General features: G+C 61.2%; 21 protein-coding genes and 1 pseudogene. 16 read left to right on the forward strand and 6 right to left on the reverse strand.

Annotated elements, in window-relative coordinates:
* The first annotated feature begins 1 nt into the window (after position 1).
* From dut to argB, 3 genes and pseudogenes are all read left to right on the forward strand, one after another.
* A complete protein-coding gene (dut, locus tag RHM69_RS20215) occupies positions 2 to 457 on the forward strand; it encodes a dUTP diphosphatase (protein ID WP_014720481.1) in 456 nt (151 codons plus the stop codon).
* Positions 458 to 711: 254 nt separating this feature from the next.
* A pseudogene (locus tag RHM69_RS20220) lies at positions 712 to 2,118 on the forward strand (phosphomannomutase/phosphoglucomutase); the annotation flags it as partial.
* Between the two features lie 20 nt (positions 2,119 to 2,138).
* Positions 2,139 to 3,044, forward strand: coding sequence for an acetylglutamate kinase (gene argB / locus RHM69_RS20225; protein WP_003213275.1), 906 nt, complete (start codon positions 2,139 to 2,141; stop codon positions 3,042 to 3,044).
* 166 nt (positions 3,045 to 3,210) lie between these two features.
* Here argB and pyrE read toward each other — a convergent pair whose 3' ends face one another.
* A complete protein-coding gene (pyrE, locus tag RHM69_RS20230; RefSeq protein WP_014720483.1) occupies positions 3,211 to 3,855 on the reverse strand; it encodes an orotate phosphoribosyltransferase in 645 nt (214 codons plus the stop codon).
* Between the two features lie 82 nt (positions 3,856 to 3,937).
* Between pyrE and RHM69_RS20235 the strand changes: the two genes are divergently transcribed.
* Entirely contained in the window at positions 3,938 to 4,717 is a 780-nt protein-coding gene (locus RHM69_RS20235; RefSeq protein WP_003195493.1) for an exodeoxyribonuclease III, read from the forward strand.
* 59 nt (positions 4,718 to 4,776) lie between these two features.
* Here RHM69_RS20235 and RHM69_RS20240 read toward each other — a convergent pair whose 3' ends face one another.
* Positions 4,777 to 5,145 carry a DUF4870 domain-containing protein gene (locus tag RHM69_RS20240; RefSeq protein ID WP_003195495.1) on the reverse strand — a complete coding sequence of 123 codons (369 nt, stop codon included), beginning with the start codon at positions 5,143 to 5,145 and terminating at the stop codon, positions 4,777 to 4,779.
* A gap of 22 nt (positions 5,146 to 5,167) precedes the next feature.
* Positions 5,168 to 5,890, reverse strand: a complete 723-nt coding sequence (rph, locus tag RHM69_RS20245) for a ribonuclease PH (protein WP_003195497.1) — start codon at positions 5,888 to 5,890, stop codon at positions 5,168 to 5,170.
* Positions 5,891 to 6,176: 286 nt separating this feature from the next.
* Here rph and RHM69_RS20250 point away from each other — a divergent pair, with 286 nt between their 5' ends.
* The 6 genes from RHM69_RS20250 (at position 6,177) to RHM69_RS20275 (ending at position 11,470) form a co-directional block, all read left to right on the forward strand.
* Entirely contained in the window at positions 6,177 to 7,040 is an 864-nt protein-coding gene (locus tag RHM69_RS20250; protein ID WP_014720484.1) for a YicC/YloC family endoribonuclease, read from the forward strand.
* A gap of 10 nt (positions 7,041 to 7,050) precedes the next feature.
* A complete protein-coding gene (gene gmk, locus RHM69_RS20255; RefSeq protein WP_019818119.1) occupies positions 7,051 to 7,671 on the forward strand; it encodes a guanylate kinase in 621 nt (206 codons plus the stop codon).
* 167 nt (positions 7,672 to 7,838) lie between these two features.
* Positions 7,839 to 8,102 (forward strand): DNA-directed RNA polymerase subunit omega, encoded by a 264-nt coding sequence (rpoZ, locus tag RHM69_RS20260; protein ID WP_003195508.1) that lies wholly within the window; start codon positions 7,839 to 7,841, stop codon positions 8,100 to 8,102.
* A 60-nt stretch (positions 8,103 to 8,162) separates the two neighbouring features.
* Positions 8,163 to 10,268: a bifunctional GTP diphosphokinase/guanosine-3',5'-bis pyrophosphate 3'-pyrophosphohydrolase gene (spoT, locus tag RHM69_RS20265; protein WP_003195510.1), complete on the forward strand. Its 2,106-nt coding sequence runs from the start codon at positions 8,163 to 8,165 to the stop codon at positions 10,266 to 10,268.
* 24 nt (positions 10,269 to 10,292) lie between these two features.
* A complete protein-coding gene (locus RHM69_RS20270) occupies positions 10,293 to 10,673 on the forward strand; it encodes a RidA family protein (protein WP_003176922.1) in 381 nt (126 codons plus the stop codon).
* Positions 10,674 to 10,729: 56 nt separating this feature from the next.
* Positions 10,730 to 11,470, forward strand: a complete 741-nt coding sequence (locus RHM69_RS20275) for a hypothetical protein (RefSeq protein ID WP_014720485.1) — start codon at positions 10,730 to 10,732, stop codon at positions 11,468 to 11,470.
* 125 nt (positions 11,471 to 11,595) lie between these two features.
* Here RHM69_RS20275 and RHM69_RS20280 read toward each other — a convergent pair whose 3' ends face one another.
* Entirely contained in the window at positions 11,596 to 12,447 is an 852-nt protein-coding gene (locus RHM69_RS20280) for an SDR family oxidoreductase (protein WP_014720486.1), read from the reverse strand.
* A gap of 188 nt (positions 12,448 to 12,635) precedes the next feature.
* On the opposite strand from RHM69_RS20280, the gene exbB reads away from it, so the two are divergent.
* From exbB to RHM69_RS20310, 6 genes are all read left to right on the forward strand, one after another.
* Positions 12,636 to 13,619: a tonB-system energizer ExbB gene (gene exbB / locus RHM69_RS20285; RefSeq protein WP_032873316.1), complete on the forward strand. Its 984-nt coding sequence runs from the start codon at positions 12,636 to 12,638 to the stop codon at positions 13,617 to 13,619.
* Positions 13,620 to 13,625: 6 nt separating this feature from the next.
* Positions 13,626 to 14,051 (forward strand): TonB system transport protein ExbD, encoded by a 426-nt coding sequence (gene exbD, locus RHM69_RS20290; protein ID WP_003195519.1) that lies wholly within the window; start codon positions 13,626 to 13,628, stop codon positions 14,049 to 14,051.
* Complete coding sequence (locus tag RHM69_RS20295; RefSeq protein WP_003195521.1) at positions 14,048 to 14,794, forward strand: energy transducer TonB family protein; 747 nt, start codon at positions 14,048 to 14,050, stop codon at positions 14,792 to 14,794. Before exbD ends, RHM69_RS20295 begins: the two co-directional genes overlap by 4 nt.
* 156 nt (positions 14,795 to 14,950) lie before the next feature.
* Entirely contained in the window at positions 14,951 to 15,871 is a 921-nt protein-coding gene (locus RHM69_RS20300; protein WP_003195523.1) for a hydrogen peroxide-inducible genes activator, read from the forward strand.
* 8 nt (positions 15,872 to 15,879) lie between these two features.
* Positions 15,880 to 17,955 (forward strand): ATP-dependent DNA helicase RecG, encoded by a 2,076-nt coding sequence (recG, locus tag RHM69_RS20305; RefSeq protein WP_003195525.1) that lies wholly within the window; start codon positions 15,880 to 15,882, stop codon positions 17,953 to 17,955.
* Positions 17,956 to 18,032: 77 nt separating this feature from the next.
* A complete protein-coding gene (locus tag RHM69_RS20310) occupies positions 18,033 to 19,433 on the forward strand; it encodes an aminoacyl-tRNA deacylase and HDOD domain-containing protein (RefSeq protein WP_014720489.1) in 1,401 nt (466 codons plus the stop codon).
* 129 nt (positions 19,434 to 19,562) lie between these two features.
* Here the strand turns inward: RHM69_RS20310 and RHM69_RS20315 are convergent, their stop codons facing one another.
* Entirely contained in the window at positions 19,563 to 19,937 is a 375-nt protein-coding gene (locus RHM69_RS20315) for a hypothetical protein (protein WP_003195530.1), read from the reverse strand.
* A gap of 124 nt (positions 19,938 to 20,061) precedes the next feature.
* Positions 20,062 to 20,985, reverse strand: a complete 924-nt coding sequence (gene tagQ, locus RHM69_RS20320; protein WP_003195532.1) for a type VI secretion system-associated lipoprotein TagQ — start codon at positions 20,983 to 20,985, stop codon at positions 20,062 to 20,064.
* Between the last annotated feature and the right edge of the window lie 42 nt (positions 20,986 to 21,027).

The following is a 21,027-nucleotide window of genomic DNA, read 5'->3' on the forward strand; positions in this document are numbered from 1 at the left end:
CATGCACGCTTTGCAAGCCAAGATTCTCGACCCACGCCTCGGCAACGAATTCCCTCTGCCGGCCTACGCCACGCCGGGTTCCGCCGGCCTGGACCTGCGCGCCATGCTCAAGGAGGACACCGTCCTTGAGCCGGGCCAAACCATCCTGATTCCCACTGGCCTGTCGATCTATGTCGGCGATCCTGGCTTGGCGGCGCTGATCCTGCCGCGCTCCGGCCTGGGTCACAAACATGGCATCGTGCTCGGCAACTTGGTCGGCCTGATCGACTCCGACTACCAGGGCGAGTTGATGGTGTCGTGCTGGAACCGTGGCCAGACTGCTTTCAACATCGCCGTCGGCGAGCGCATCGCCCAACTGGTATTGGTGCCGGTGGTGCAGGCGCATTTTGAATTGGTGCAGGAATTCGATGAAACCCAACGCGGCGCAGGCGGTTTTGGGCATTCCGGCAGTCACTGACTAAGCTGAACGTGGCCGGATGCAATCGTCCGGCCACGCGCCACCGCCCGGCTTTTCAGGATGAAGAATGCGCGGAAATAATCATCGAGATTTCTCTAATGAAATCAAAGGACTACGTAAAAATAATGCTAGCGCCGAAGCGCCGATGGCATTTTTACACCACGAACTCTCTGCCGAAAACGCCGTCATACCCTTCAGTTTGAGCCTGCCGGCCAGCCACATCAGGCCCGCCTTGCCCCCTTTCAGATGGAGTTTCCCCCGCGATGAGTACCGCAGCCCGCGTAGCCCCGACCTTTCCCGACAGCATTTTTCGCGCCTATGACATCCGTGGTGTGGTCCCCAAGACCCTGACCGCCGAAACCGCCTACTGGATCGGCCGCGCCATCGGCTCCCAGAGTCTGGCCCAAGGCGAACCCAACGTTTCGGTAGGCCGTGACGGCCGCTTGTCTGGCCCGGAGCTGGTCGAGCAACTGATCCAGGGCCTGGCTGACAGCGGCTGCCACGTCAGCGACGTCGGTCTGGTGCCAACCCCCGCGCTGTACTACGCCGCCAACGTACTGGCGGGCAAATCCGGGGTCATGCTTACCGGCAGCCACAACCCGTCGGACTACAACGGCTTCAAGATCGTCATCGCTGGCGACACCCTGGCCAATGAGCAGATCCAGGCCCTGCACACCCGCCTGAAGACCAACGACCTGACCCGCGGCACAGGGACCATCACCAAGGTTGACATCCTGCAACGCTACTCCGATGAAATCACCCGTGACGTCAAGCTCGCCCGCCGCTTGAAAGTCGTGGTGGACTGCGGCAACGGCGCAGCGGGTGTGATTGCCCCGCAATTGCTCGAAGCCCTGAACTGCGAAGTGATCCCACTGTTCTGCGAAGTGGACGGCAACTTCCCCAACCATCACCCAGACCCAGGCAAGCCGGAAAACCTGGTGGACCTGATCGCCAAGGTCAAGGAAGTGGGCGCCGACGTCGGCCTGGCCTTCGATGGCGACGGGGACCGTGTGGGCGTGGTGACCGAAACCGGCGAGATCGTGTTCCCGGACCGCCTGTTGATGCTGTTTGCCCGCGACGTGGTTGCGCGCAATGCCAACGCCGAGATCATCTTCGACGTGAAATGCACGCGTCGCCTGACGCCATTGATCAAGGAGTACGGCGGTCGCCCGCTAATGTGGAAGACCGGTCACTCGTTGATCAAAAAGAAAATGAAGGAAACCGGCGCGCTGTTGGCCGGTGAAATGAGCGGCCACGTGTTCTTCAAGGAGCGCTGGTTCGGGTTTGATGATGGTATTTACAGCGCCGCTCGCCTGCTGGAGATCCTCAGCAAGGAGAAATCCACGGCCGAAGAGCTGTTTCAGACCTTCCCGAATGATATTTCTACGCCAGAAATCAATATCCATGTGACCGAGGAGAGCAAATTCAGCATCATTGACGCATTGCACGATGCGCAATGGGGTGAAGGCGCCAACCTGACCACCATTGATGGTGTGCGAGTCGATTACGCCAAAGGCTGGGGCCTGGTTCGCGCGTCCAACACCACACCGGTGCTGGTCCTGCGTTTCGAGGCGGATACCGAGGCTGAGTTGCAGCGCATCAAGGACGTGTTCCACGCCCAGTTGAAACGTGTTGCCCCTGATCTCCAATTACCGTTCTGATTTTTTGCCCGGAGCCCTGAATGACCCTCGAACGCGAAGCCGCTGCCAACACCGCCAAGGTCCTGTCCGAAGCGTTGCCTTATATTCGACGCTACGTCGGCAAGACGCTGGTGATCAAGTACGGCGGCAATGCCATGGAAAGCGATGAGCTGAAAACCGGCTTTGCGCGCGACATCGTGCTGATGAAGGCCGTAGGGATCAACCCCGTGGTCGTCCACGGCGGCGGCCCGCAAATCGGCGACCTGCTCAAGCGGTTGTCCATCGAGAGTCACTTCATCGATGGCATGCGCGTCACTGACGCGCAAACCATGGACGTGGTGGAAATGGTCCTCGGCGGCCAGGTCAACAAAGACATCGTCAACCTGATCAACCGCCACGGCGGCAGCGCCATCGGCCTGACCGGCAAGGATGCGGAACTGATCCGCGCCAAGAAACTGACCGTGACCCGCAAGACGCCGGAGATGACCCAGCCGGAAATCATCGACATCGGCCAGGTGGGCGAAGTCATCGGCATCAACACCGATTTGCTCAACCTGCTGGTCAAGGGCGACTTCATCCCGGTAATTGCGCCGATCGGCGTGGGTGCTAATGGCGAGTCCTATAACATCAACGCCGATCTGGTAGCCGGTAAGGTGGCGGAAGCACTGAAGGCTGAAAAGCTGATGCTGCTGACCAACATCGCCGGCTTGATGGACAAGGAAGGCAAGGTACTGACCGGCTTGACTACCCAGCAGGTAGACGACCTGATCGCCGACGGCACCATCTACGGCGGCATGTTGCCGAAGATCCGTTGCGCACTGGAAGCGGTGCAGGGCGGCGTCGGCAGCTCGCTGATCCTGGATGGCCGCGTGCCAAATGCAATCCTGCTGGAAATCTTCACCGATACTGGTGTGGGCACGCTGATCAGTAACCGCAAGCGTCCTTAACCGCTGCAAAGCAAAAAGCCCCGCTCAATCGAATTGAGCGGGGCTTTTTGTTTGTACACAGTTCAAATGTGGGCGCTGGCTTGCCTGCGATGACGGCAGTACATTCTAAAATGCACCGCCTGACACACCGCTATCGCGGGCAAGCCCGCTCCCACAGGATTCAGTGTCAGACGCCGAACTGCTCGCGGTAGGCACGCACCGCCGGCAAATGCTGCTTGAGCTGCGGGTCATCTTCCAGGAACTGCAACACCTGGTTCAACGACACGATGCTCACCACCGGAATGCCGAAGTCACGCTCCACTTCCTGGATCGCCGACAACTCACCGTTGCCGCGTTCCTGACGGTTCAAGGCGATCAGTACACCGGCAGCCTTGGCGCCGTCCTGGGAAGCGATGATCTGCATCACTTCACGGATAGCAGTACCCGCGGTGATCACGTCATCGATGATCAGCACCTCGCCGGTCAATGGCGCGCCGACCAGGCTGCCACCTTCACCATGGGCCTTGGCTTCCTTACGGTTGAAACACCACGGCAAGTCCTGCCCGTGATGCTCCGCCAGCGCTACCGCCGTCGCCGCTGCCAGGGGAATACCCTTGTAGGCAGGGCCAAAGAGTACGTCGAAGGAAATACCGCTCTCAACGATGGCTGCCGCATAGAAACGGCCCAGCTGAGCCAGGGCCGAACCTGAGTTGAACAGGCCCGCATTGAAGAAGTACGGGCTGGTGCGCCCGGACTTGAGGGTGAACTCACCGAAGCGTAAAACGCCGCGATCGATGGCAAAACGAATGAAATCGCGCTGATACGCCTGCATGAAAAAAGCCTCAGATACCACGGATTTAGCTAATTGGGTGGACGGCGTGTATCATACACGCACGCGATTTTTGGGGCCATTTATGCGGATCATCAGTGTGAACGTTAATGGTATTCAGGCTGCAGTCGAGCGTGGTTTGCTCAGTTGGCTGCAAGCACAGAATGCCGACGTCATCTGCCTGCAGGACACCCGTGCCTCCGCCTTTGAACTGGACGACCCAGCCTTCCAACTGGATGGCTACTTCCTTTATGCCTGCGATGCCGAAGTGCCCACCCAAGGTGGCGTGGCTTTGTACTCGCGGTTGCAACCCAAGGCGGTCATCAGCGGCCTCGGCTTCGAGACAGCCGACCGCTACGGGCGTTACCTGCAAGCCGATTTCGACAAGGTCAGCATCGCGACCTTGCTGCTTCCTTCCGGGCAGAACGGCGATGAAGACTTGAACCAGAAATTCAAGCTAATGGACGATTTCGCCCGTTACTTGGATAAACAGCGACGTAAACGTCGCGAGTACATTTATTGTGGCTCGCTGTACGTGGCGCAACAGAAGCTGGATATCAAGAACTGGCGCGACAGCCAGCAATCCCCAGGCTTCCTGGCGCCGGAACGCGCCTGGATGGACGAGATTGTCGGCAACATGGGCTATGTCGATGCCCTGCGCGAAGTCAGCCGCGAAGGCGACCAGTACAGCTGGTGGCCAGATAACGAACAGGCTGAGATGCTCAACCTGGGCTGGCGTTTCGACTACCAGCTGCTGACCCCAGGCCTGCGCCGGTTCGTACGCAGTGCACGCCTGCCGCGCCAGCCGCGCTTCTCGCAGCACGCGCCGCTGATCGTGGACTACGACTGGACATTGACCATCTGAGGTCGTTTTCCAGGCACAAAAAAACCGACACTGATGTCGGTTTTTTTGTGGCCGTTCGGTTACTTGACCAGGCGCCAGGTCCACGGATAGCGATAGGCAATGCCTTTGTTGGCCTTGATACCGGCGATGATCGTCAGTATCAACGCCCCGATCACCAGCACGGTCATCAGCAAGAAGCCAACAACCACGAAGCCCAACAAGAGGCACACCAGCCAGGCGATCGCCACGGTGATCTGGAAATTCAGCGCCTCCTTGCCCTGGTCATCGATGAGCGGGTCCATGTCCTTCTTGAATTGCCACAGGATCAACGGCCCCAGCAAGCTGCCGAAGGGGAATACCAACCCCAGGAATGCCGCAAAATGACACAACATTGCCCACTGGCGTACTTCCTTGGACGGGGCCGGGACCGGCAACTGGCTGTCATTCATGGCGCTTCTCCTTGGGGCCGGCTCAGTCAGCCAGCGCGGCGTTCTGCAATTCAAAGATTTCGGTCATGCCTTTCTGGGCCAAGGCCAGCATGGCGTTCAGCTCAGCCGGCTGGAATGGCGCGCCTTCGGCAGTGCCCTGCACTTCGATGAAACCACCGGTGCTGGTCATGACCACGTTGAGGTCGGTCTCGGCGGCCGAGTCTTCCAGGTAGTCCAGGTCCAACACAGGCTCGCCCTGGTACATGCCAACCGACACAGCGGCGATCATCTGCTTGAGCGGGTCACCCGCTTTCAGGCCGCCACGCTTCTTGATCACTTTCAGTGCGTCGACCAGGGCCACCATGGCGCCGGTGATGGACGCCGTGCGGGTGCCGCCATCTGCCTGGATCACGTCGCAGTCGACGTAGAGAGTCACGTCACCCAGCTTGGACATATCCAGGGCAGCACGCAGGGAACGGCCGATCAAGCGCTGGATTTCCAGGGTACGCCCGCCTTGCTTGCCACGGCTGGCTTCACGCTGGTTACGCTCGCCAGTCGCGCGCGGCAGCATGCCGTATTCAGCGGTCAACCAACCCTGGCCCTGGCCCTTGAGGAAGCGCGGCACGCCGTTTTCGACGCTGACAGTGCAGATGACCTTGGTATCGCCAAACTCGACCAGTACGGATCCCTCGGCGTGTTTGGTGTAGTTGCGGGTGATGCGGATCGAGCGGAGCTGATCGGCAGCGCGACCACTTGGACGTTTCATAGGGGATACCTGTACTGAGGACGAAAAACTGCCGAGCATTATAGAGCCGCAAGCCGGTTCGGGGCACTTCTAAAAAATCCGGTTACCAATGCCCGGGTTTGGGCGCCTACCTCCCACTGCGCTACAATCCTGCGCCTCCAGACTGTAGGAGCGAGCTTGCTCGCGAAAAACGCCAACAATTACGGGGGCTTCCTGATTCAGCGCGGCGCCTTGCGTTCTTCGCGAGCAAGCTCGCTCCTACAGGTCGGCCTGGCCAATTTCTATTTATCCAACGCGAGGTACCTCCATGGTGCACAGCATGACCGCCTTCGCCCGTGTCGAAAAAGCCGGGACCCAAGGCACCCTCAGCTGGGAACTGCGCTCGGTCAACAGCCGTTACCTGGAGCCGCACCTGCGCCTGCCAGAGTCGTTCCGCGACCTCGAAGGCGCCGTGCGTGAAGCGCTGCGCCAGGGCATTTCCCGTGGCAAGCTGGAATGCACCCTGCGCTTTACCGAAGAAACCACCGGCAAGCCGCTGCAGGTCGACCGCGACCGCGCCGCCCAACTGGTGGCCGCTGCCGAAACCATCGCCGGCCTGATCAAGCAGCCGGCCGCATTGAACCCTCTGGAAGTATTGGCCTGGCCCGGCGTGCTGGTGGCCGACGCGGCTGACCCACAGGCCCTGAATGCCGAAGCCCTCGCCCTGTTCAACCAGGGCCTGAAGGAACTCAAGGCCGGCCGTGAGCGCGAAGGCACCGAACTGGCGCGCCTGATCAGCGAGCGGCTGACATCGATCGAAGCCGACGTAGTGACCCTGCGTGAACTGGTACCGCAGATGCTCGCCACCCAGCGCCAGAAGGTCCTAGACCGCTTCACCGACATGAAGGCCGACCTCGACCCGACGCGCCTGGAACAGGAAATGGTCCTGCTCGCACAGAAGAGCGACGTGGCCGAAGAACTCGACCGCCTGAGTACCCATATCCTTGAAGTGCGCCGCGTACTCAAGTCGGGCGGTGCCGCCGGTCGGCGCCTGGACTTCCTGATGCAGGAACTCAACCGCGAAGCCAATACACTGGGCTCCAAGGCGTTCGACCCGCGCAGCACCACGGCGGCGGTCAACCTCAAAGTGTTGATCGAGCAAATGCGCGAACAAGTACAGAATATTGAGTAAGGCACCCTCCATGACCCACAGCACCGGCACCCTTTACATCATTTCCGCCCCTTCGGGCGCGGGCAAGAGCAGCCTGGTCAAGGCCTTGACCGACGCTGACGAGCAGATCCGCATTTCGGTCTCGCACACCACCCGCGCCATGCGCCCGGGCGAAGTGGACGGCGTGCACTATCACTTCGTCGAGCGTACCGAGTTCGTCAAGATGATCGAACACGGTGACTTCCTGGAGCGCGCCGAAGTGTTCGGCAACCTCTACGGCACCTCGCAGAGCCACCTGCAACAGACCCTGGACGAAGGCCACGACCTGATTCTGGAGATCGACTGGCAGGGCGCCGAGCAAGTGCGCCAGCTGATGCCCAAGGCGCGCTCCATCTTCATCCTGCCGCCCTCGCTCCAAGCCCTGCACCAGCGTCTGACCAACCGTGGCCAGGACAGCGACGAGATCATCGAAGGTCGCATGCGTGAGGCCGTCAGCGAAATGAGCCACTACGTCGACTACGACTACCTGATCATCAATGACGACTTTACCCACGCATTGGACGATTTGAAGGCGATTTTCCGCGCCAACCAACTGCAGCAAAAGCGCCAACAGCAGCGTTTCGGCAAATTACTCGCCGAATTGCTCGGTTGATTGGCGCTTCCCAAAACAGCTGCAAGGGCCTTACATTGGCACTTGTAGCGGTTTTGCGAAGGCCTGCGAAAAATCAGCGCTTCCCTAAACGCTGGTGATTTTTTAAACTGCTCAGTCCGCTCGCCCAACCGGGCAGCGCGCATCTTGCATTCGCTCCGAGGAATACCATGGCCCGCGTAACCGTTGAAGACTGCCTAGAACACGTGGATAACCGCTTTGAGCTGGTCATGCTCTCTACCAAGCGTGCCCGTCAACTGGCCACTGGCGGCAAAGAGCCCCTGGTCCAGTGGGAAAACGACAAGCCTACCGTTGTAGCCCTGCGTGAAATCGCTGAAGGCCTGATGAGCTACGAGTTCATCGCCAACGCCGAAATCGTTGAAGACGAACCGCTGTTTGCAGCGTTCGAAGGCGAGTCCAACGAGGACGTCTAAGCCTATGCCTGGTCGACGTAGCACGGCGCGGGGTCACAGCCATCGGCAGGAGTTCACACTTTGCCGAGCATAGACGCCCTCGCCGATCGCTTATCGGCCTACCTCGGCGCCGACCAGGTCAACCTGGTTCGCCGAGCGTATTTCTATGCCGAACAAGCCCACGACGGCCAGCGCCGCCGCAGTGGCGAGGCGTATGTCACCCATCCTCTTGCGGTGGCCAATATTCTTGCCGACATGCACATGGACCATCAGAGCCTGATGGCCGCGATGCTGCATGACGTGATCGAAGACACCGGCATTGCCAAGGAAGCGCTCAGTGCGCAATTTGGCGAAACCGTGGCCGAACTGGTCGATGGGGTCAGCAAGCTGACCCAGATGAACTTCGAGACCAAGGCCGAAGCCCAGGCGGAAAACTTCCAGAAGATGGCCATGGCCATGGCCCGAGACATTCGGGTGATCCTGGTCAAGCTGGCCGACCGGCTGCACAACATGCGCACGCTGGAAGTGCTGTCCGGCGAAAAGCGCCGACGCATCGCCAAGGAAACCCTGGAAATCTATGCGCCCATCGCCAACCGGCTGGGCATGCACGCCATTCGTATCGAATTCGAAGACCTCGGCTTTAAAGCCATGCACCCCATGCGTTCGGCGCGCATCTACCAGGCGGTCAAGCGCGCACGGGGCAATCGCAAGGAAATCGTCAACAAGATCGAAGAGTCCCTGAGCCATTGCCTGGCGATCGACGAGATCGAGGGCGAGGTCAGCGGTCGGCAAAAGCACATTTACGGCATCTACAAGAAGATGCGCGGCAAGCGCCGGGCCTTCAACGAGATCATGGACGTGTACGCGTTCCGGATTATCGTCGACAAGGTCGATACCTGCTACCGCGTGCTGGGCGCTGTACATAATTTGTACAAGCCGCTGCCGGGCCGCTTCAAGGACTACATCGCAATTCCCAAGGCCAACGGCTACCAGTCGCTGCATACCACCCTGTTTGGCATGCACGGCGTGCCGATCGAGATCCAGATCCGCACCCGCGAAATGGAAGAGATGGCCAACAACGGCATCGCCGCCCACTGGCTGTACAAGTCCAGCGGCGACGAGCAGCCCAAAGGCACCCATGCTCGCGCGCGCCAATGGGTCAAGGGCGTGCTGGAAATGCAGCAACGTGCCGGCAACTCCCTGGAATTTATCGAAAGCGTGAAGATCGACCTGTTCCCGGACGAGGTCTACGTGTTCACGCCCAAAGGCCGGATCATGGAGCTGCCCAAAGGCTCCACGGCGGTCGATTTTGCCTACGCAGTGCACACCGATGTCGGCAACAGCTGCATCGCCTGTCGCATCAACCGGCGCCTGGCCCCGCTGTCCGAACCACTGCAAAGCGGTTCCACGGTGGAGATCGTCAGCGCACCGGGCGCTCGCCCCAACCCGGCCTGGCTCAACTTTGTGGTCACCGGCAAGGCGCGTACGCATATTCGCCACGCGCTGAAATTGCAGCGCCGCTCCGAATCCATCAGCCTGGGCGAACGCCTGCTGAACAAGGTGCTCAACGGCTTCGACAGCGCCCTGGACAAGATCCCGCAAGAGCGCGTGCAAGCGATGCTCCACGAGTACCGCCAGGAAACCATCGAAGACCTGCTGGAAGATATCGGCCTGGGCAACCGCATGGCTTACGTGGTTGCGCGCCGCCTGCTGGGCGAAGGCGAACAGTTGCCGAGCCCTGAAGGCCCGCTGGCAATTCGCGGCACCGAGGGCCTGGTGCTCAGCTACGCCAAATGTTGCACGCCGATCCCGGGCGACCCGATTGTCGGCCACTTGTCCGCCGGCAAAGGCATGGTGGTGCACCTGGACAACTGCCGCAACATCACTGAAATCCGCCACAACCCGGAAAAATGCATCCAGCTCTCGTGGGCCAAGGATGTCACCGGCGAATTCAACGTCGAGCTGCGGGTTGAGCTGGAACACCAGCGCGGCCTCATCGCCCTGCTGGCCAGCAGCGTCAACGCCGCCGACGGCAATATCGAGAAAATCAGCATGGACGAACGCGATGGTCGCATCAGCGTGGTCCAACTGGTGGTCAGCGTGCACGACCGTGTGCACCTGGCCCGCGTGATCAAAAAGTTGCGCGCCTTGACCGGTGTGATCCGCATCACCCGCATGCGTGCATAACCGATCCATTACAAGGAGTCATTCATGACCAAGACAGTTATCACCAGCGATAAAGCTCCAGCCGCCATCGGCACTTATTCCCAGGCGATCAAGGCGGGCAACACCGTCTACATGTCCGGCCAGATCCCACTGGACCCAAAGACCATGGAACTGGTTGAAGGCTTCGAAGCCCAGACCGTACAGGTCTTTGAAAACCTCAAGTCCGTGGCTGAAGCTGCCGGTGGTTCGTTCAAGGACATCGTCAAGCTGAACATCTTCCTCACCGACCTCAGCCACTTCGCCAAGGTCAACGAGATCATGGGCAAGTACTTCGAACAACCTTACCCAGCCCGCGCCGCCATCGGCGTGGCCGCCCTGCCAAAGGGTGCACAGGTTGAGATGGACGCCATTCTGGTCATCGAGTAAAACACCCGGCGCAGCCCCAAAAGGCTGCGCCGACTTCGTTTCAGAAGGATTTCGTAATGCGCAAAGCGCTTGTAGCCTCTTCGTTGCTCGCCCTGTTGCTCGGTGGCTGTGCCAGTAACCCCGCCGACCTGGATGTAAGCGGTACCTGGATCAACCAGGCCGCCATCGACGCGGCGGCCAAGGGCGGCCCTTTGCGTGAAGCCCTGCAGTCTTATGGCCCCAACCTTGAGTGGGAGGTCAACACCAAGGCCTTGCAGGCCCGCTACTACAACGGTTTTGAAGTGGCGGAAGGCAAGTTGTCGGGTGAAGAGCCCGGCGCATGGAACGTGGATTTCTATGGCAGCTCTGCCACTGAACTCAAGCGCAAAGGCAAGCAACTGCTGCAAGTGGCCAACGACAACGAGCCCGAGCAGCTGTTTGCCCGCGCCAAAGACCCGGCCCCAGAAGGCGCGCCACTGGGCGCCAATTTCGAACGCGCGCTGTACGCGGCCTATATGGGCGGCGACTGGAAGATCAGCGACGGCACCGGCAGCGGCGCCACGGTGCAGTTCCAGGCAGACGGCAAGGTCGCCGGCCTACCGGGGGTTGATCGTTATTCACTCTGCCTGGCAGGCGATTGCGCCTCCATGAGCGGCGGCTATGACAGCATCTGGCTGCAACTGAACGGCCAGGGCAACCCTTGGATCTTCGCGCGCAAGGGTGAGCAACTGGAGATCTTCCAGGCGATCAATACCGCACAGGCCGATGAAGTGCCTTCGTTTACGCCAGGCCCTCGCCAATGGTTGCTTGAAAAGTAATAAAAGCCTCACCCAAATCCAAATGTGGGAGCTGGCTTGCCTGCGATGACGGTATTACATCCAACAAAGATGTGATTGATATACCGCTATCGCAGGCAAGCCAGCTCCCACATTTTTTGCGCGCTTCAGCCTTTCAGAATCGCCGCATAGCCTTCCCGGTAAGTCGGGTATGTCGGCATCCAGCCAAGCGCCTTGATACGCGCATTACTGCATTGTTTGCTGCCAGCACGGCGCACACTTGCATCTTCAGCCCACTCGGTCACACCCAGGTACTCGCGCAACCAGGCCACCACCTCGGCCAGTGGTGCCGGCGCATCGTCAACGCCGATGTAGACCTTGTCCAGCGAACCGCCCTTTTCCACATGCCGCAGCAAAAAGGCGAGCAGGCCCGCGGCGTCATCGGCGTGGATACGGTTGCCATACAACGGCGGGTCAACCGCAACGCGATAGCCTTGGCGAACCTGAGTGAGCAGCCATTCACGACCCGGGCCGTAAATCCCGGTCAGTCGCACGATGGTCGCTGGAATACCGCTGTTGAGCGCCACCTGTTCAGCCTCCAGCATCACCTGCCCGGAATAGCCCTTCGCTTGCGTCTCGGACGTTTCGTCGACCCACTCGCCGTTTTGCTGCCCATACACACTGCTGCTGGAGACAAACAGCAAATGCTTGGGCGTCTGGCCGTAGTCTTCCAGCCACTCCAGCACATGCAGCAACCCTTGCACGTAGGCGGCGCGATAGCCGGCTTCGTCGTGGTCAGTGGCAGCGGCGCAGTACACCAGGTAATCCACCCCGCCGATGGGCCAGGTGTCAGGGCAGTCCTTTTTGAACAGGTCGCCGGCGATGCCGATCACCCCGTCGGGCAGGCGCGAAATATCGCGGCGCAGGCCATGAACCTCCCATTCCGAGGCCAGCAATTGGCTAGCCAGCCGACTACCCACATCACCGCAACCGGCAATCACAACAGAAGGCACAGACATCACAAAACTCCATTCTCAAAGGCGCAGATTAGCCGCGCGAGTGGATCAACGGCCAGTAAAAAGCGAAATAAAGTAACAGTGCCACTTTAGTTAACAAGAATTACTTGCAATAATAACCGCCCATTTGTCCTCGACCCGAAATGGTCTGGAAGGACGATCACCCATTTTTTCTCTCAGGTCCGGCCAGCATGACACGTCATACAAACCCCGCTTCGCCAACCAAGCTTCACAGCCCCTCCCGCGCCTGGCGTGCGATTGCTGCGATGCTGTTCAGCGTATTGCTGGCACCGACCGCCGCATTCGCTGACGCCACTGCCCCCGCCGCTCCGGCAGCTGCCGAGCAAAATGCCGCTACTGCGGCAACGCCTGCCGTCGCGCCAGTGGCCACCGACCCGGCCCAGGCCGCCGGCGCCGCCGCACCTGCCGACGAAACCGGCGTGGTGCTTGAGGAAGACAACACCCTGGGCATGGCCCACGACTTGTCACCATGGGGCATGTACCAGAATGCTGACGTGGTGGTGAAAGCCGTCATGATCGGCCTGGCCATTGCCTCGATCATCACCTGGACCATCTGGATTGCCAAAGGCTTCGAGCTGTTGGGCGCCAAGCGTCGTCTGCGCGCTGAAATCGTCCACCTGAAAAAAGCCACCACCCTCAAGGAAGCGAGCGAAACCGCGACCAAGAAGGGCACCCTGGCTAACCTGCTGGTGCACGACGCACTGGAAGAAATGCGCCTGTCGGCCAACACTCGCGAAAAAGAAGGCATCAAGGAGCGCGTCAGCTTCCGCCTGGAGCGCCTGGTTGCCGCCTGCGGCCGTAACATGAGCAGTGGCACCGGCGTACTCGCCACCATCGGTTCCACTGCGCCCTTCGTCGGCCTGTTCGGTACCGTGTGGGGCATCATGAACAGCTTCATCGGCATCGCCAAAACCCAGACCACCAACCTCGCCGTCGTTGCCCCCGGCATCGCCGAAGCCCTGCTGGCTACCGCCCTGGGCCTGGTTGCCGCGATTCCTGCGGTGGTGATCTACAACGTCTTCGCCCGTTCGATTGCCGGCTACAAGGCTCAGGTATCGGATGCATCGGCTGAAGTCCTGTTGCTGGTCAGCCGTGACCTCGATCACCTGCCTACCGAGCGCAGCTCGCAACCGCACATGGTGAAAGTGGGGTAATCGGCCATGGGCCTGCATTTGAATCAAGGCGACGACGAACTCGTCGAGAACCACGAAATCAACGTCACGCCGTTTATCGACGTGATGCTGGTGCTGCTGATCATCTTCATGGTGGCGGCACCGCTGGCGACCGTGGACATCAAAGTGGACCTGCCCGCGTCCAGCGCCAAGCCGGCGCCGCGGCCAGAGAAACCGATATTCCTCAGCGTCAAGGCGGACCAACGCCTGTTCCTGGGCGAAGAAGAGGTCAAGGCTGAAACCCTGGGGCCGGTGCTGGATGCCAAGACCCAAGGCAAGAAAGACACGACGATCTTCTTCCAGGCCGACAAAGGCGTGGACTATGGCGACCTGATGAGCGTGATGGATGCCCTGCGGGCAGCCGGCTACCTCAAGGTAGGCCTGGTCGGACTTGAGACGGCAGCCAAGAAATGATCACGACGCGCCACAAACTGACGCGTTATGGCACCAGCCTCGCCGTCGTGCTGGGCGTGCATGCCGTCGCGATCATCATCGCGCTCCAATGGTCCGCGCCGCAGGCGATCCAGCTGCCACCTGCCGCCATGGTCATCGACCTGGCGCCGCTGCCAGCGCCACCGCCGCCTCCAGCACCGCCCAAGGTCGTTGCGCCGCCGCCACCACCGGTCGAAGAGCTGCCCCTGCCGAAGCTGGCCGAGGCGCCCAAGCCAACGATCCAGGTGCCCAAGCCGGTTAAGCCCAAGCCTAAGCCACAACCGCCAAAGCCGGTGGAGAAGAAGCCCGAGCCGCCCAAGGAGAAACCTTCCGAGGAGCCACCGAGCGAAACGCCGCCGAGCAACGCACCTGCGCAGAAGTCCGCCCAGCCTACACCGGGCCCGTCGGCACAGCAGCTGGCCGCCCAGGCATCCTGGCAAAGCACGTTGCTGGCGCACCTGCAGAAGTACAAGAAGTACCCGCCCGGCGCCCAACGCAGTGGCAAGGAAGGTATGAACCGCTTGCGCTTCGTGGTCGATGGCGAAGGCAATGTGCTGTCCTACGAACTGGAAGGCCGCTCCGGCAACGCCGACCTGGACCGTGCAACGCTTGAGATGATCCGCAAGGCTCAGCCGCTACCCAAGCCACCGGCAGACCTGTTGAAAAACGGCAGCGTCGAACTGGTCGCGCCGTTCGTCTACAACATCGACAAGCGTCGCCGCTGACAGAGCACTGTGGGAGGGACTGGTGCCCTCCCACGTTCGCTTTATTACCTCAGCAAAATTCCGACACTCCCCACTCAATCCCCAGCAAAGTTCTGATAACGTGCGTCTATCGATTGCAGCCGGTATGCTTGGCCCGCAACCTCATGGACGCCCGCTATGACTCTCACAGAATTACGCTACATCGTGACCCTCGCCCAAGAACAGCACTTCGGCCATGCAGCCGAGCGTTGCCACGTCAGCCAGCCGACGCTGTCGGTGGGTGTGAAAAAGCTTGAAGACGAACTCGGTGTGCTGATTTTCGAGCGCAGCAAGAGCGCCGTTCGCCTCACCCCGGTGGGCGAAGGCATCGTTGCCCAGGCGCAGAAGGTCCTGGAACAGGCGCAAAGCATTCGCGAATTGGCCCAGGCCGGCAAGAACCAGCTGACCGCGCCGCTCAAGGTCGGCGCGATCTATACGGTCGGCCCCTACCTGTTCCCGCACCTGATCCCGCAACTGCATCGCGTCGCGCCGCAGATGCCGCTGTATATCGAAGAAAACTTCACCCACGTGCTGCGCGACAAACTGCGCAACGGCGAGCTGGACGCGATCATCATCGCCCTGCCCTTCAACGAAGCGGACGTGCTGACCCTGCCGCTCTACGACGAGCCGTTCTATGTGCTGATGCCAGCCTCTCACCCGTGGACCAAGAAGGACACCATCGACGCCGGCCTGCTCAACGACAAGAGCCTGCTGCTGCTCGGTGAAGGCCACTGCTTCCGCGACCAGGTGCTGGAAGCCTGCCCGACCCTGACCAAGGGCAACGACGGCGCCAAGCACACCACGGTGGAATCCAGCTCCCTGGAAACCATTCGCCATATGGTCGCTTCCGGCCTGGGCATTTCGATCCTGCCGCTGTCTGCGGTAGACAGCCATCACTACGCCCAGGGCGTGATCGAAGTTCGCCCACTCACGCCGCCGGTGCCGTTCCGTACCGTGGCGATTGCCTGGCGCGCCAGCTTCCCGCGCCCCAAAGCGATTGAGATCCTCGCGGACTCGATCCGTCTGTGTTCGGTGGCCAAGCCGCCCGTTGCGAGCTAAGCCACGGTATGACTGAGCTGTCGCAGGTGTCGGTGACGGCACTCAAGGGTGTCGGTGAGGCCATGGCCGAGAAGCTGGCCAAGGTCGGCCTGGAGAACCTTCAGGACGTGCTGTTCCACCTGCCCCTGCGCTACCAGGACCGCACCCGCGTGGTGCCCATCGGCCATTTGCGCCCTGGGCAAGACGCGGTGATCGAAGGCACCGTCAGTGGCGCCGACGTGGTGATGGGCAAGCGCCGCAGCCTGGTGGTGCGCCTGCAGGACGGCACTGGCGGCTTGAGCTTGCGCTTCTACCACTTCAGCAACGCGCAGAAGGAAGGCCTCAAGCGTGGCACCCGCGTGCGCTGCTATGGCGAGGCACGCCCAGGCGCATCGGGCCTGGAAATCTACCACCCGGAATACCGCGCCATTACCGGCGATGAGCCGCCGCCGGTGGACACCACGCTCACGCCGATCTACCCGCTGACCGAGGGCCTGACCCAGCAACGCCTGCGCCAGTTGTGCATGCAGACCCTGACCATGCTCGGCCCGCAAAGCCTGCCCGATTGGCTGCCCCTGGAGCTGGCCCGCGACTATCAGCTGGCGCCCCTGGCCGATGCGATCCGGTATTTGCATCACCCGCCCGCCGATGCCGATGTGGACGAACTCGCCCTCGGTCATCACTGGGCCCAGCATCGCCTGGCCTTTGAAGAACTGCTCACGCACCAGCTGTCCCAGCAACGCCTGCGCGAAAGCATGCGTTCCCTGCGCGCCCCGGCGATGCCCAAGGCCACGCGGCTGCCTGCGCAATACCTGGCCAACCTCGGCTTTGCGCCGACCGGCGCGCAACAGCGCGTGGGCAATGAAATCGCCTACGACCTCAGCCAGCAAGAACCGATGCTGCGGTTGATCCAGGGTGACGTAGGGGCAGGCAAGACCGTGGTCGCTGCCCTCGCCGCCCTGCAAGCCCTGGAAGCTGGCTATCAAGTGGCGCTGATGGCACCGACGGAAATCCTCGCCGAACAACACTTCATCACCTTCAAGCGCTGGCTCGAACCGCTGGGCCTGGAGGTGGCGTGGCTGGCTGGCAAGCTCAAAGGCAAGAACCGCGTGGCCGCCCTGGAGCAGATCGCCGCCGGCGCACCGATGGTGGTGGGCACCCATGCGCTGTTCCAGGACGAAGTGCAGTTCAAGAACCTTGCGCTAGTGATCATCGACGAACAGCACCGATTTGGCGTGCAACAGCGCCTGGCCCTGCGCCAGAAAGGCGTGGGCGGGCGCATGAACCCGCACCAGTTGATCATGACCGCCACGCCGATCCCACGCACCCTGGCCATGAGCGCCTACGCCGACCTCGACACATCGATCCTCGACGAACTGCCGCCGGGGCGTACGCCGGTCAACACCGTGCTGGTCACCGACACCCGACGTGTCGAAGTGATCGAGCGCGTGCGCGGTGCCTGCGCCGAAGGCCGCCAGGCGTACTGGGTGTGTACCCTGATCGAAGAGTCCGAAGAACTGACCTGTCAGGCCGCCGAAACCACTTATGAAGACCTCACCAGTGCCTTGGGTGAGCTCAAGGTGGGGTTGATCCATGGCCGTATGAAACCGGCGGAAAAAGCCGCAGTGATGGCCGAGTTCAAGGCCGGCAACCTGCAATTGCTGGTGGCTACCACCGTGATTGAAGTGGGCGTGGACGTCCCCAACGCCAGCCTGATGATCATCGAAAACCCCGAACGCCTGGGCCTGGCGCAGCTGCACCAGCTGCGCGGGCGGGTTGGCCGGGGCAGTGCCGCCAGCCACTGCGTGCTGCTCTATCACCCGCCACTGTCGCAGATCGGTCGCCAGCGACTGGGCATCATGCGCGAAACCAACGACGGTTTTGTTATCGCCGAAAAAGACCTCGAACTGCGCGGCCCCGGTGAAATGCTCGGCACGCGCCAGACCGGCCTGCTGCAATTCAAGGTCGCCGACCTGATGCGCGATGCCGACCTGCTGCCCGCCGTGCGCGATGCTGCGCAAGCATTGCTCGAACGTTGGCCCGATCACGTCAGCCCCTTGCTCAACCGCTGGCTGCGGCACGGCCAGCAATACGGCCAAGTGTGACGCCTGACGCACTTATCCGACCAACACCCGTATCAAGCTGGTTATACTCCAATGAATGTAAGAAATTGGATCAGGCCATGTCAGAAGTTGCCCTCGCCACAGCCCCACTGACCGCCCCGCCGGTCATTCGGGCGCTGCTCGCAAAGCTCGCCATCCCCTACACGGAAGTCATCGAACAGCCTGGCCTGAACCCTGCACAAAAGGTCCAGGCGGTGTTGCTTGAAGATGCGGTTGGCGCGCTCATGGTGCTGTTCCCCCAAAGCCAGTTGCTGGACCTCAACCGCCTCGCCGAACTCACCGGTCGCCGCCTCACGGCCGTCGCCCCCGAGCGTGTCGAGCGCATGCTGGGCAAGCATGACCTGAGCCTGCTGCCGGGTTTGCCGCCCCTGACCAGTTCGCCATGCCTGTACGAAGGCCGCTTGCTCAATGAGCCGAGCCTGCTGGTGCATTCGGGCGAAGCCGGGCTGTTGCTGGAAATCCCCAGCGACGCCTTCAAGAGCCTGCTCACCAAGGCCAGCGCCGCGCAGTTCGGGGAACCCTTGAGCAACATCCGCCCGAATCTCGACCGCCCCAATGATGACCGTGAGGAAATCACCCAGGCGATGCAAGCCTTCACCGCGCGTCGTATTCAGCAGCGCCTGGAAGCGACCATCGAGATTCCACCGCTGGCCGACACCGCGCAGAAGATCATCAAGCTGCGCGTCGATCCCAATGCCACCATCGACGACATCACCGGCGTGGTGGAAACCGACCCGGCCCTCGCCGCCCAGGTCGTAAGCTGGGCCGCGTCGCCCTACTACGCTTCGCCGGGCAAGATCCGCTCAGTCGAAGACGCCATCGTGCGCGTGCTGGGCTTTGATCTTGTGATCAACCTGGCGCTGGGCCTGGCCCTGGGCAAAACCCTGAGCCTGCCCAAGGACCGCCCGCACCTGTCCACGCCGTACTGGCACCAGTCGATCTACACCGCCGCCGTGATTGAAGGCCTGACCCGTGCCATGCCCCGCGCCCAGCGCCCGGAAGCCGGCCTGACCTACCTGGCAGGTTTGCTGCACAACTTCGGCTATCTGCTGCTGGCCCACGTGTTTCCGCCGCACTTCTCGCTGATCTGCCGGCACCTGGAGGTCAACCCGCACCTGTGCCACAGCTACGTCGAGCAACACTTGCTGGGCATCAGCCGCGAACAGATCGGCGCCTGGCTGATGCGCTATTGGGACATGCCGGACGAATTGTGCACCGCCCTGCGCTTCCAGCACGACCCGACGTACGACGGGCAATACGCCGAGTATCCGAACCTGGTGTGCCTGGCGGTGCGCCTGTTGCGCAGCCGGGGGATTGGCTCCGGGCCGGATGAATCCATTCCGGACGCACTGCTTGAGCGCCTGGGCTTGAGCCGCGAGAAGGCGGAGGATGTGGTCGGTAAAGTGCTGGATGCCGAAGTGCTGTTGCGCGAATTGGCTTCGCAGTTCAGCCAGGGGTAAATCTGGCGCTTGTTACACCGCTATCGCAGGCAAGCCAGCTCCCACAGTGACCGCGTTCCAACGTTGAAATAGGGTCAACTGTGGGAGCTGGCTTGCCTGCGATGAATTCAACTCGGTCTACCTGACCGCCTACTTCTTTTTCTTCGGCTTCAAATACTTGGTCAGCCCCTGGAACCAGATCACCAGTGCCGGGTTGCCCTTGATCTGGATCGACTTGTCCTGAATCCCCGTCATGAACGCCAGTTGCTTGTTCTTCGCCTGCATCGTGGCGAAGCCGTAGGCGGCATCCTTGAAGGCAATGGCGAAGGCCGGCGCCGGGTGGACACCTGAGCGGCTGGTGATGCGCTGGTCTTTGACGATGAAGTGACGGGCAACCTTGCCGTCGAGGGTCTGCAGCTGGAAGGCCAGGTCTTTGTCACCCAGTTGCTGCTGGAAGGCGGGGTTGGTGCGGCTGGCTTTGCCCATCATCAGGCCCAGCACCCACAGGAGAAGACGAAATTTCATGCACACGGCCTCGGTGTATTTATTGGAGTGGCCGCAGCAGTGTAACGATTTGCAAAAAGAACGCCACCGATCTCGCGCTTTAGGCGCAGATCGGTTGGCGTTTAACGCTTATAGCAACAAGTACTTAAACGTTAGGACATGGCACTGGCGCCCAATCGGCCAGGTTTGGATTGCGGCAGGTTGCTTCGATCTGGGTCTTGCCCGCACTGGCGACCTGCTTGCTTTCAGCTTGCTTGGCCTGCACGGTCTGGATGCTACGTTCGGTGGTTACCGCTTCTTTCGGCACTGTCGGCAGCACCGGCTTCTTGGCTGGCTTGACGGCTTTCTTGCCCTTGGCCGGAGCGACCACTGGCGTGGTATCGGCGGTGGCCACGGTCACCACATCGCTGCGCTGTACGCCGACCTGTTGCAGGTCTTTCTCGTACGCCTGGGTGTAGTTGTTCAGGTCTTCGCTGGCCTTGCCGTTGACCGTCACGATCAGGTCATTGGATTCCTTCAGACCCGCGACGATTTCCGCCAGGCGCTTGCGGCCTTCGGTGTCGTTGACGGTCTTGGCCTTGCGATCAGCCACCAGCTTGGTGAATGCGCTCTGGTAGCACTGCTGCGAGGCCTTGGCATAGGCGGTGCTGCGGTCGATGTCCGAGGCGCTTTTGTTGAAGTCGGTGGAGTAGGACGCGATGCGCTGGTTGTCATCGGTGATCTGTTTCTGGCGCTCGGTGTAGTAACCCGCCGCACCGCCAGCCAGGGCGCCGCCTGCGGCACCGATCGCGGCATTGCGGCCACGGCTGTCCTTGTCGCCGGTCAGCGCGCCCAGCAGGGCACCGCCGGCCGCGCCGATCGCGGCACCGGTGACGACCGACTTGGTCATGTCCGAATCGGTGGCGCGCAGGTGCTGCACCGGCTCGTAGCAGTTGGGGTAGTACTCGACCTTGGTGCTCGACGCCACCTTGGACGCAGGCGACGTAGCGCAACCAGTCAACACGGTACTGAAACCAGCTGCGATCAGCAGCAGGTGACGCTTGGAAACCGCCTTACGGGAAAAAAGCATAGATGTGATCTCTGTTAAGTTTGACTTGCCCAGCACGGCCCA

The organism is Pseudomonas sp. CCI1.1 (assembly GCF_034348165.1).
Taxonomy (GTDB): Bacteria; Pseudomonadota; Gammaproteobacteria; order Pseudomonadales; family Pseudomonadaceae; genus Aquipseudomonas; species Aquipseudomonas paracarnis.

What these genes read in the sequence shown, in the direction of transcription:
- exbD (WP_003195519.1), top strand. Translation starts at nt 13,626, where the DNA reads ATGGGCCTGCATTTGAATCAAGGCGACGACGAACTCGTCGAGAACCAC.
- dut (WP_014720481.1), top strand. Translation starts at nt 2, where the DNA reads ATGCACGCTTTGCAAGCCAAGATTCTCGACCCACGCCTCGGCAACGAA.
- rpoZ (WP_003195508.1), top strand. Translation starts at nt 7,839, where the DNA reads ATGGCCCGCGTAACCGTTGAAGACTGCCTAGAACACGTGGATAACCGC.
- RHM69_RS20280 (WP_014720486.1), bottom strand. Translation starts at nt 12,447, where the DNA reads ATGTCTGTGCCTTCTGTTGTGATTGCCGGTTGCGGTGATGTGGGTAGT.
- exbB (WP_032873316.1), top strand. Translation starts at nt 12,636, where the DNA reads ATGACACGTCATACAAACCCCGCTTCGCCAACCAAGCTTCACAGCCCC.
- RHM69_RS20275 (WP_014720485.1), top strand. Translation starts at nt 10,730, where the DNA reads ATGCGCAAAGCGCTTGTAGCCTCTTCGTTGCTCGCCCTGTTGCTCGGT.
- RHM69_RS20310 (WP_014720489.1), top strand. Translation starts at nt 18,033, where the DNA reads ATGTCAGAAGTTGCCCTCGCCACAGCCCCACTGACCGCCCCGCCGGTC.
- RHM69_RS20315 (WP_003195530.1), bottom strand. Translation starts at nt 19,937, where the DNA reads ATGAAATTTCGTCTTCTCCTGTGGGTGCTGGGCCTGATGATGGGCAAA.
- argB (WP_003213275.1), top strand. Translation starts at nt 2,139, where the DNA reads ATGACCCTCGAACGCGAAGCCGCTGCCAACACCGCCAAGGTCCTGTCC.
- RHM69_RS20235 (WP_003195493.1), top strand. Translation starts at nt 3,938, where the DNA reads ATGCGGATCATCAGTGTGAACGTTAATGGTATTCAGGCTGCAGTCGAG.
- tagQ (WP_003195532.1), bottom strand. Translation starts at nt 20,985, where the DNA reads ATGCTTTTTTCCCGTAAGGCGGTTTCCAAGCGTCACCTGCTGCTGATC.
- RHM69_RS20240 (WP_003195495.1), bottom strand. Translation starts at nt 5,145, where the DNA reads ATGAATGACAGCCAGTTGCCGGTCCCGGCCCCGTCCAAGGAAGTACGC.
- RHM69_RS20295 (WP_003195521.1), top strand. Translation starts at nt 14,048, where the DNA reads ATGATCACGACGCGCCACAAACTGACGCGTTATGGCACCAGCCTCGCC.
- RHM69_RS20300 (WP_003195523.1), top strand. Translation starts at nt 14,951, where the DNA reads ATGACTCTCACAGAATTACGCTACATCGTGACCCTCGCCCAAGAACAG.
- RHM69_RS20250 (WP_014720484.1), top strand. Translation starts at nt 6,177, where the DNA reads ATGGTGCACAGCATGACCGCCTTCGCCCGTGTCGAAAAAGCCGGGACC.
- gmk (WP_019818119.1), top strand. Translation starts at nt 7,051, where the DNA reads ATGACCCACAGCACCGGCACCCTTTACATCATTTCCGCCCCTTCGGGC.
- rph (WP_003195497.1), bottom strand. Translation starts at nt 5,890, where the DNA reads ATGAAACGTCCAAGTGGTCGCGCTGCCGATCAGCTCCGCTCGATCCGC.
- recG (WP_003195525.1), top strand. Translation starts at nt 15,880, where the DNA reads ATGACTGAGCTGTCGCAGGTGTCGGTGACGGCACTCAAGGGTGTCGGT.
- RHM69_RS20270 (WP_003176922.1), top strand. Translation starts at nt 10,293, where the DNA reads ATGACCAAGACAGTTATCACCAGCGATAAAGCTCCAGCCGCCATCGGC.
- pyrE (WP_014720483.1), bottom strand. Translation starts at nt 3,855, where the DNA reads ATGCAGGCGTATCAGCGCGATTTCATTCGTTTTGCCATCGATCGCGGC.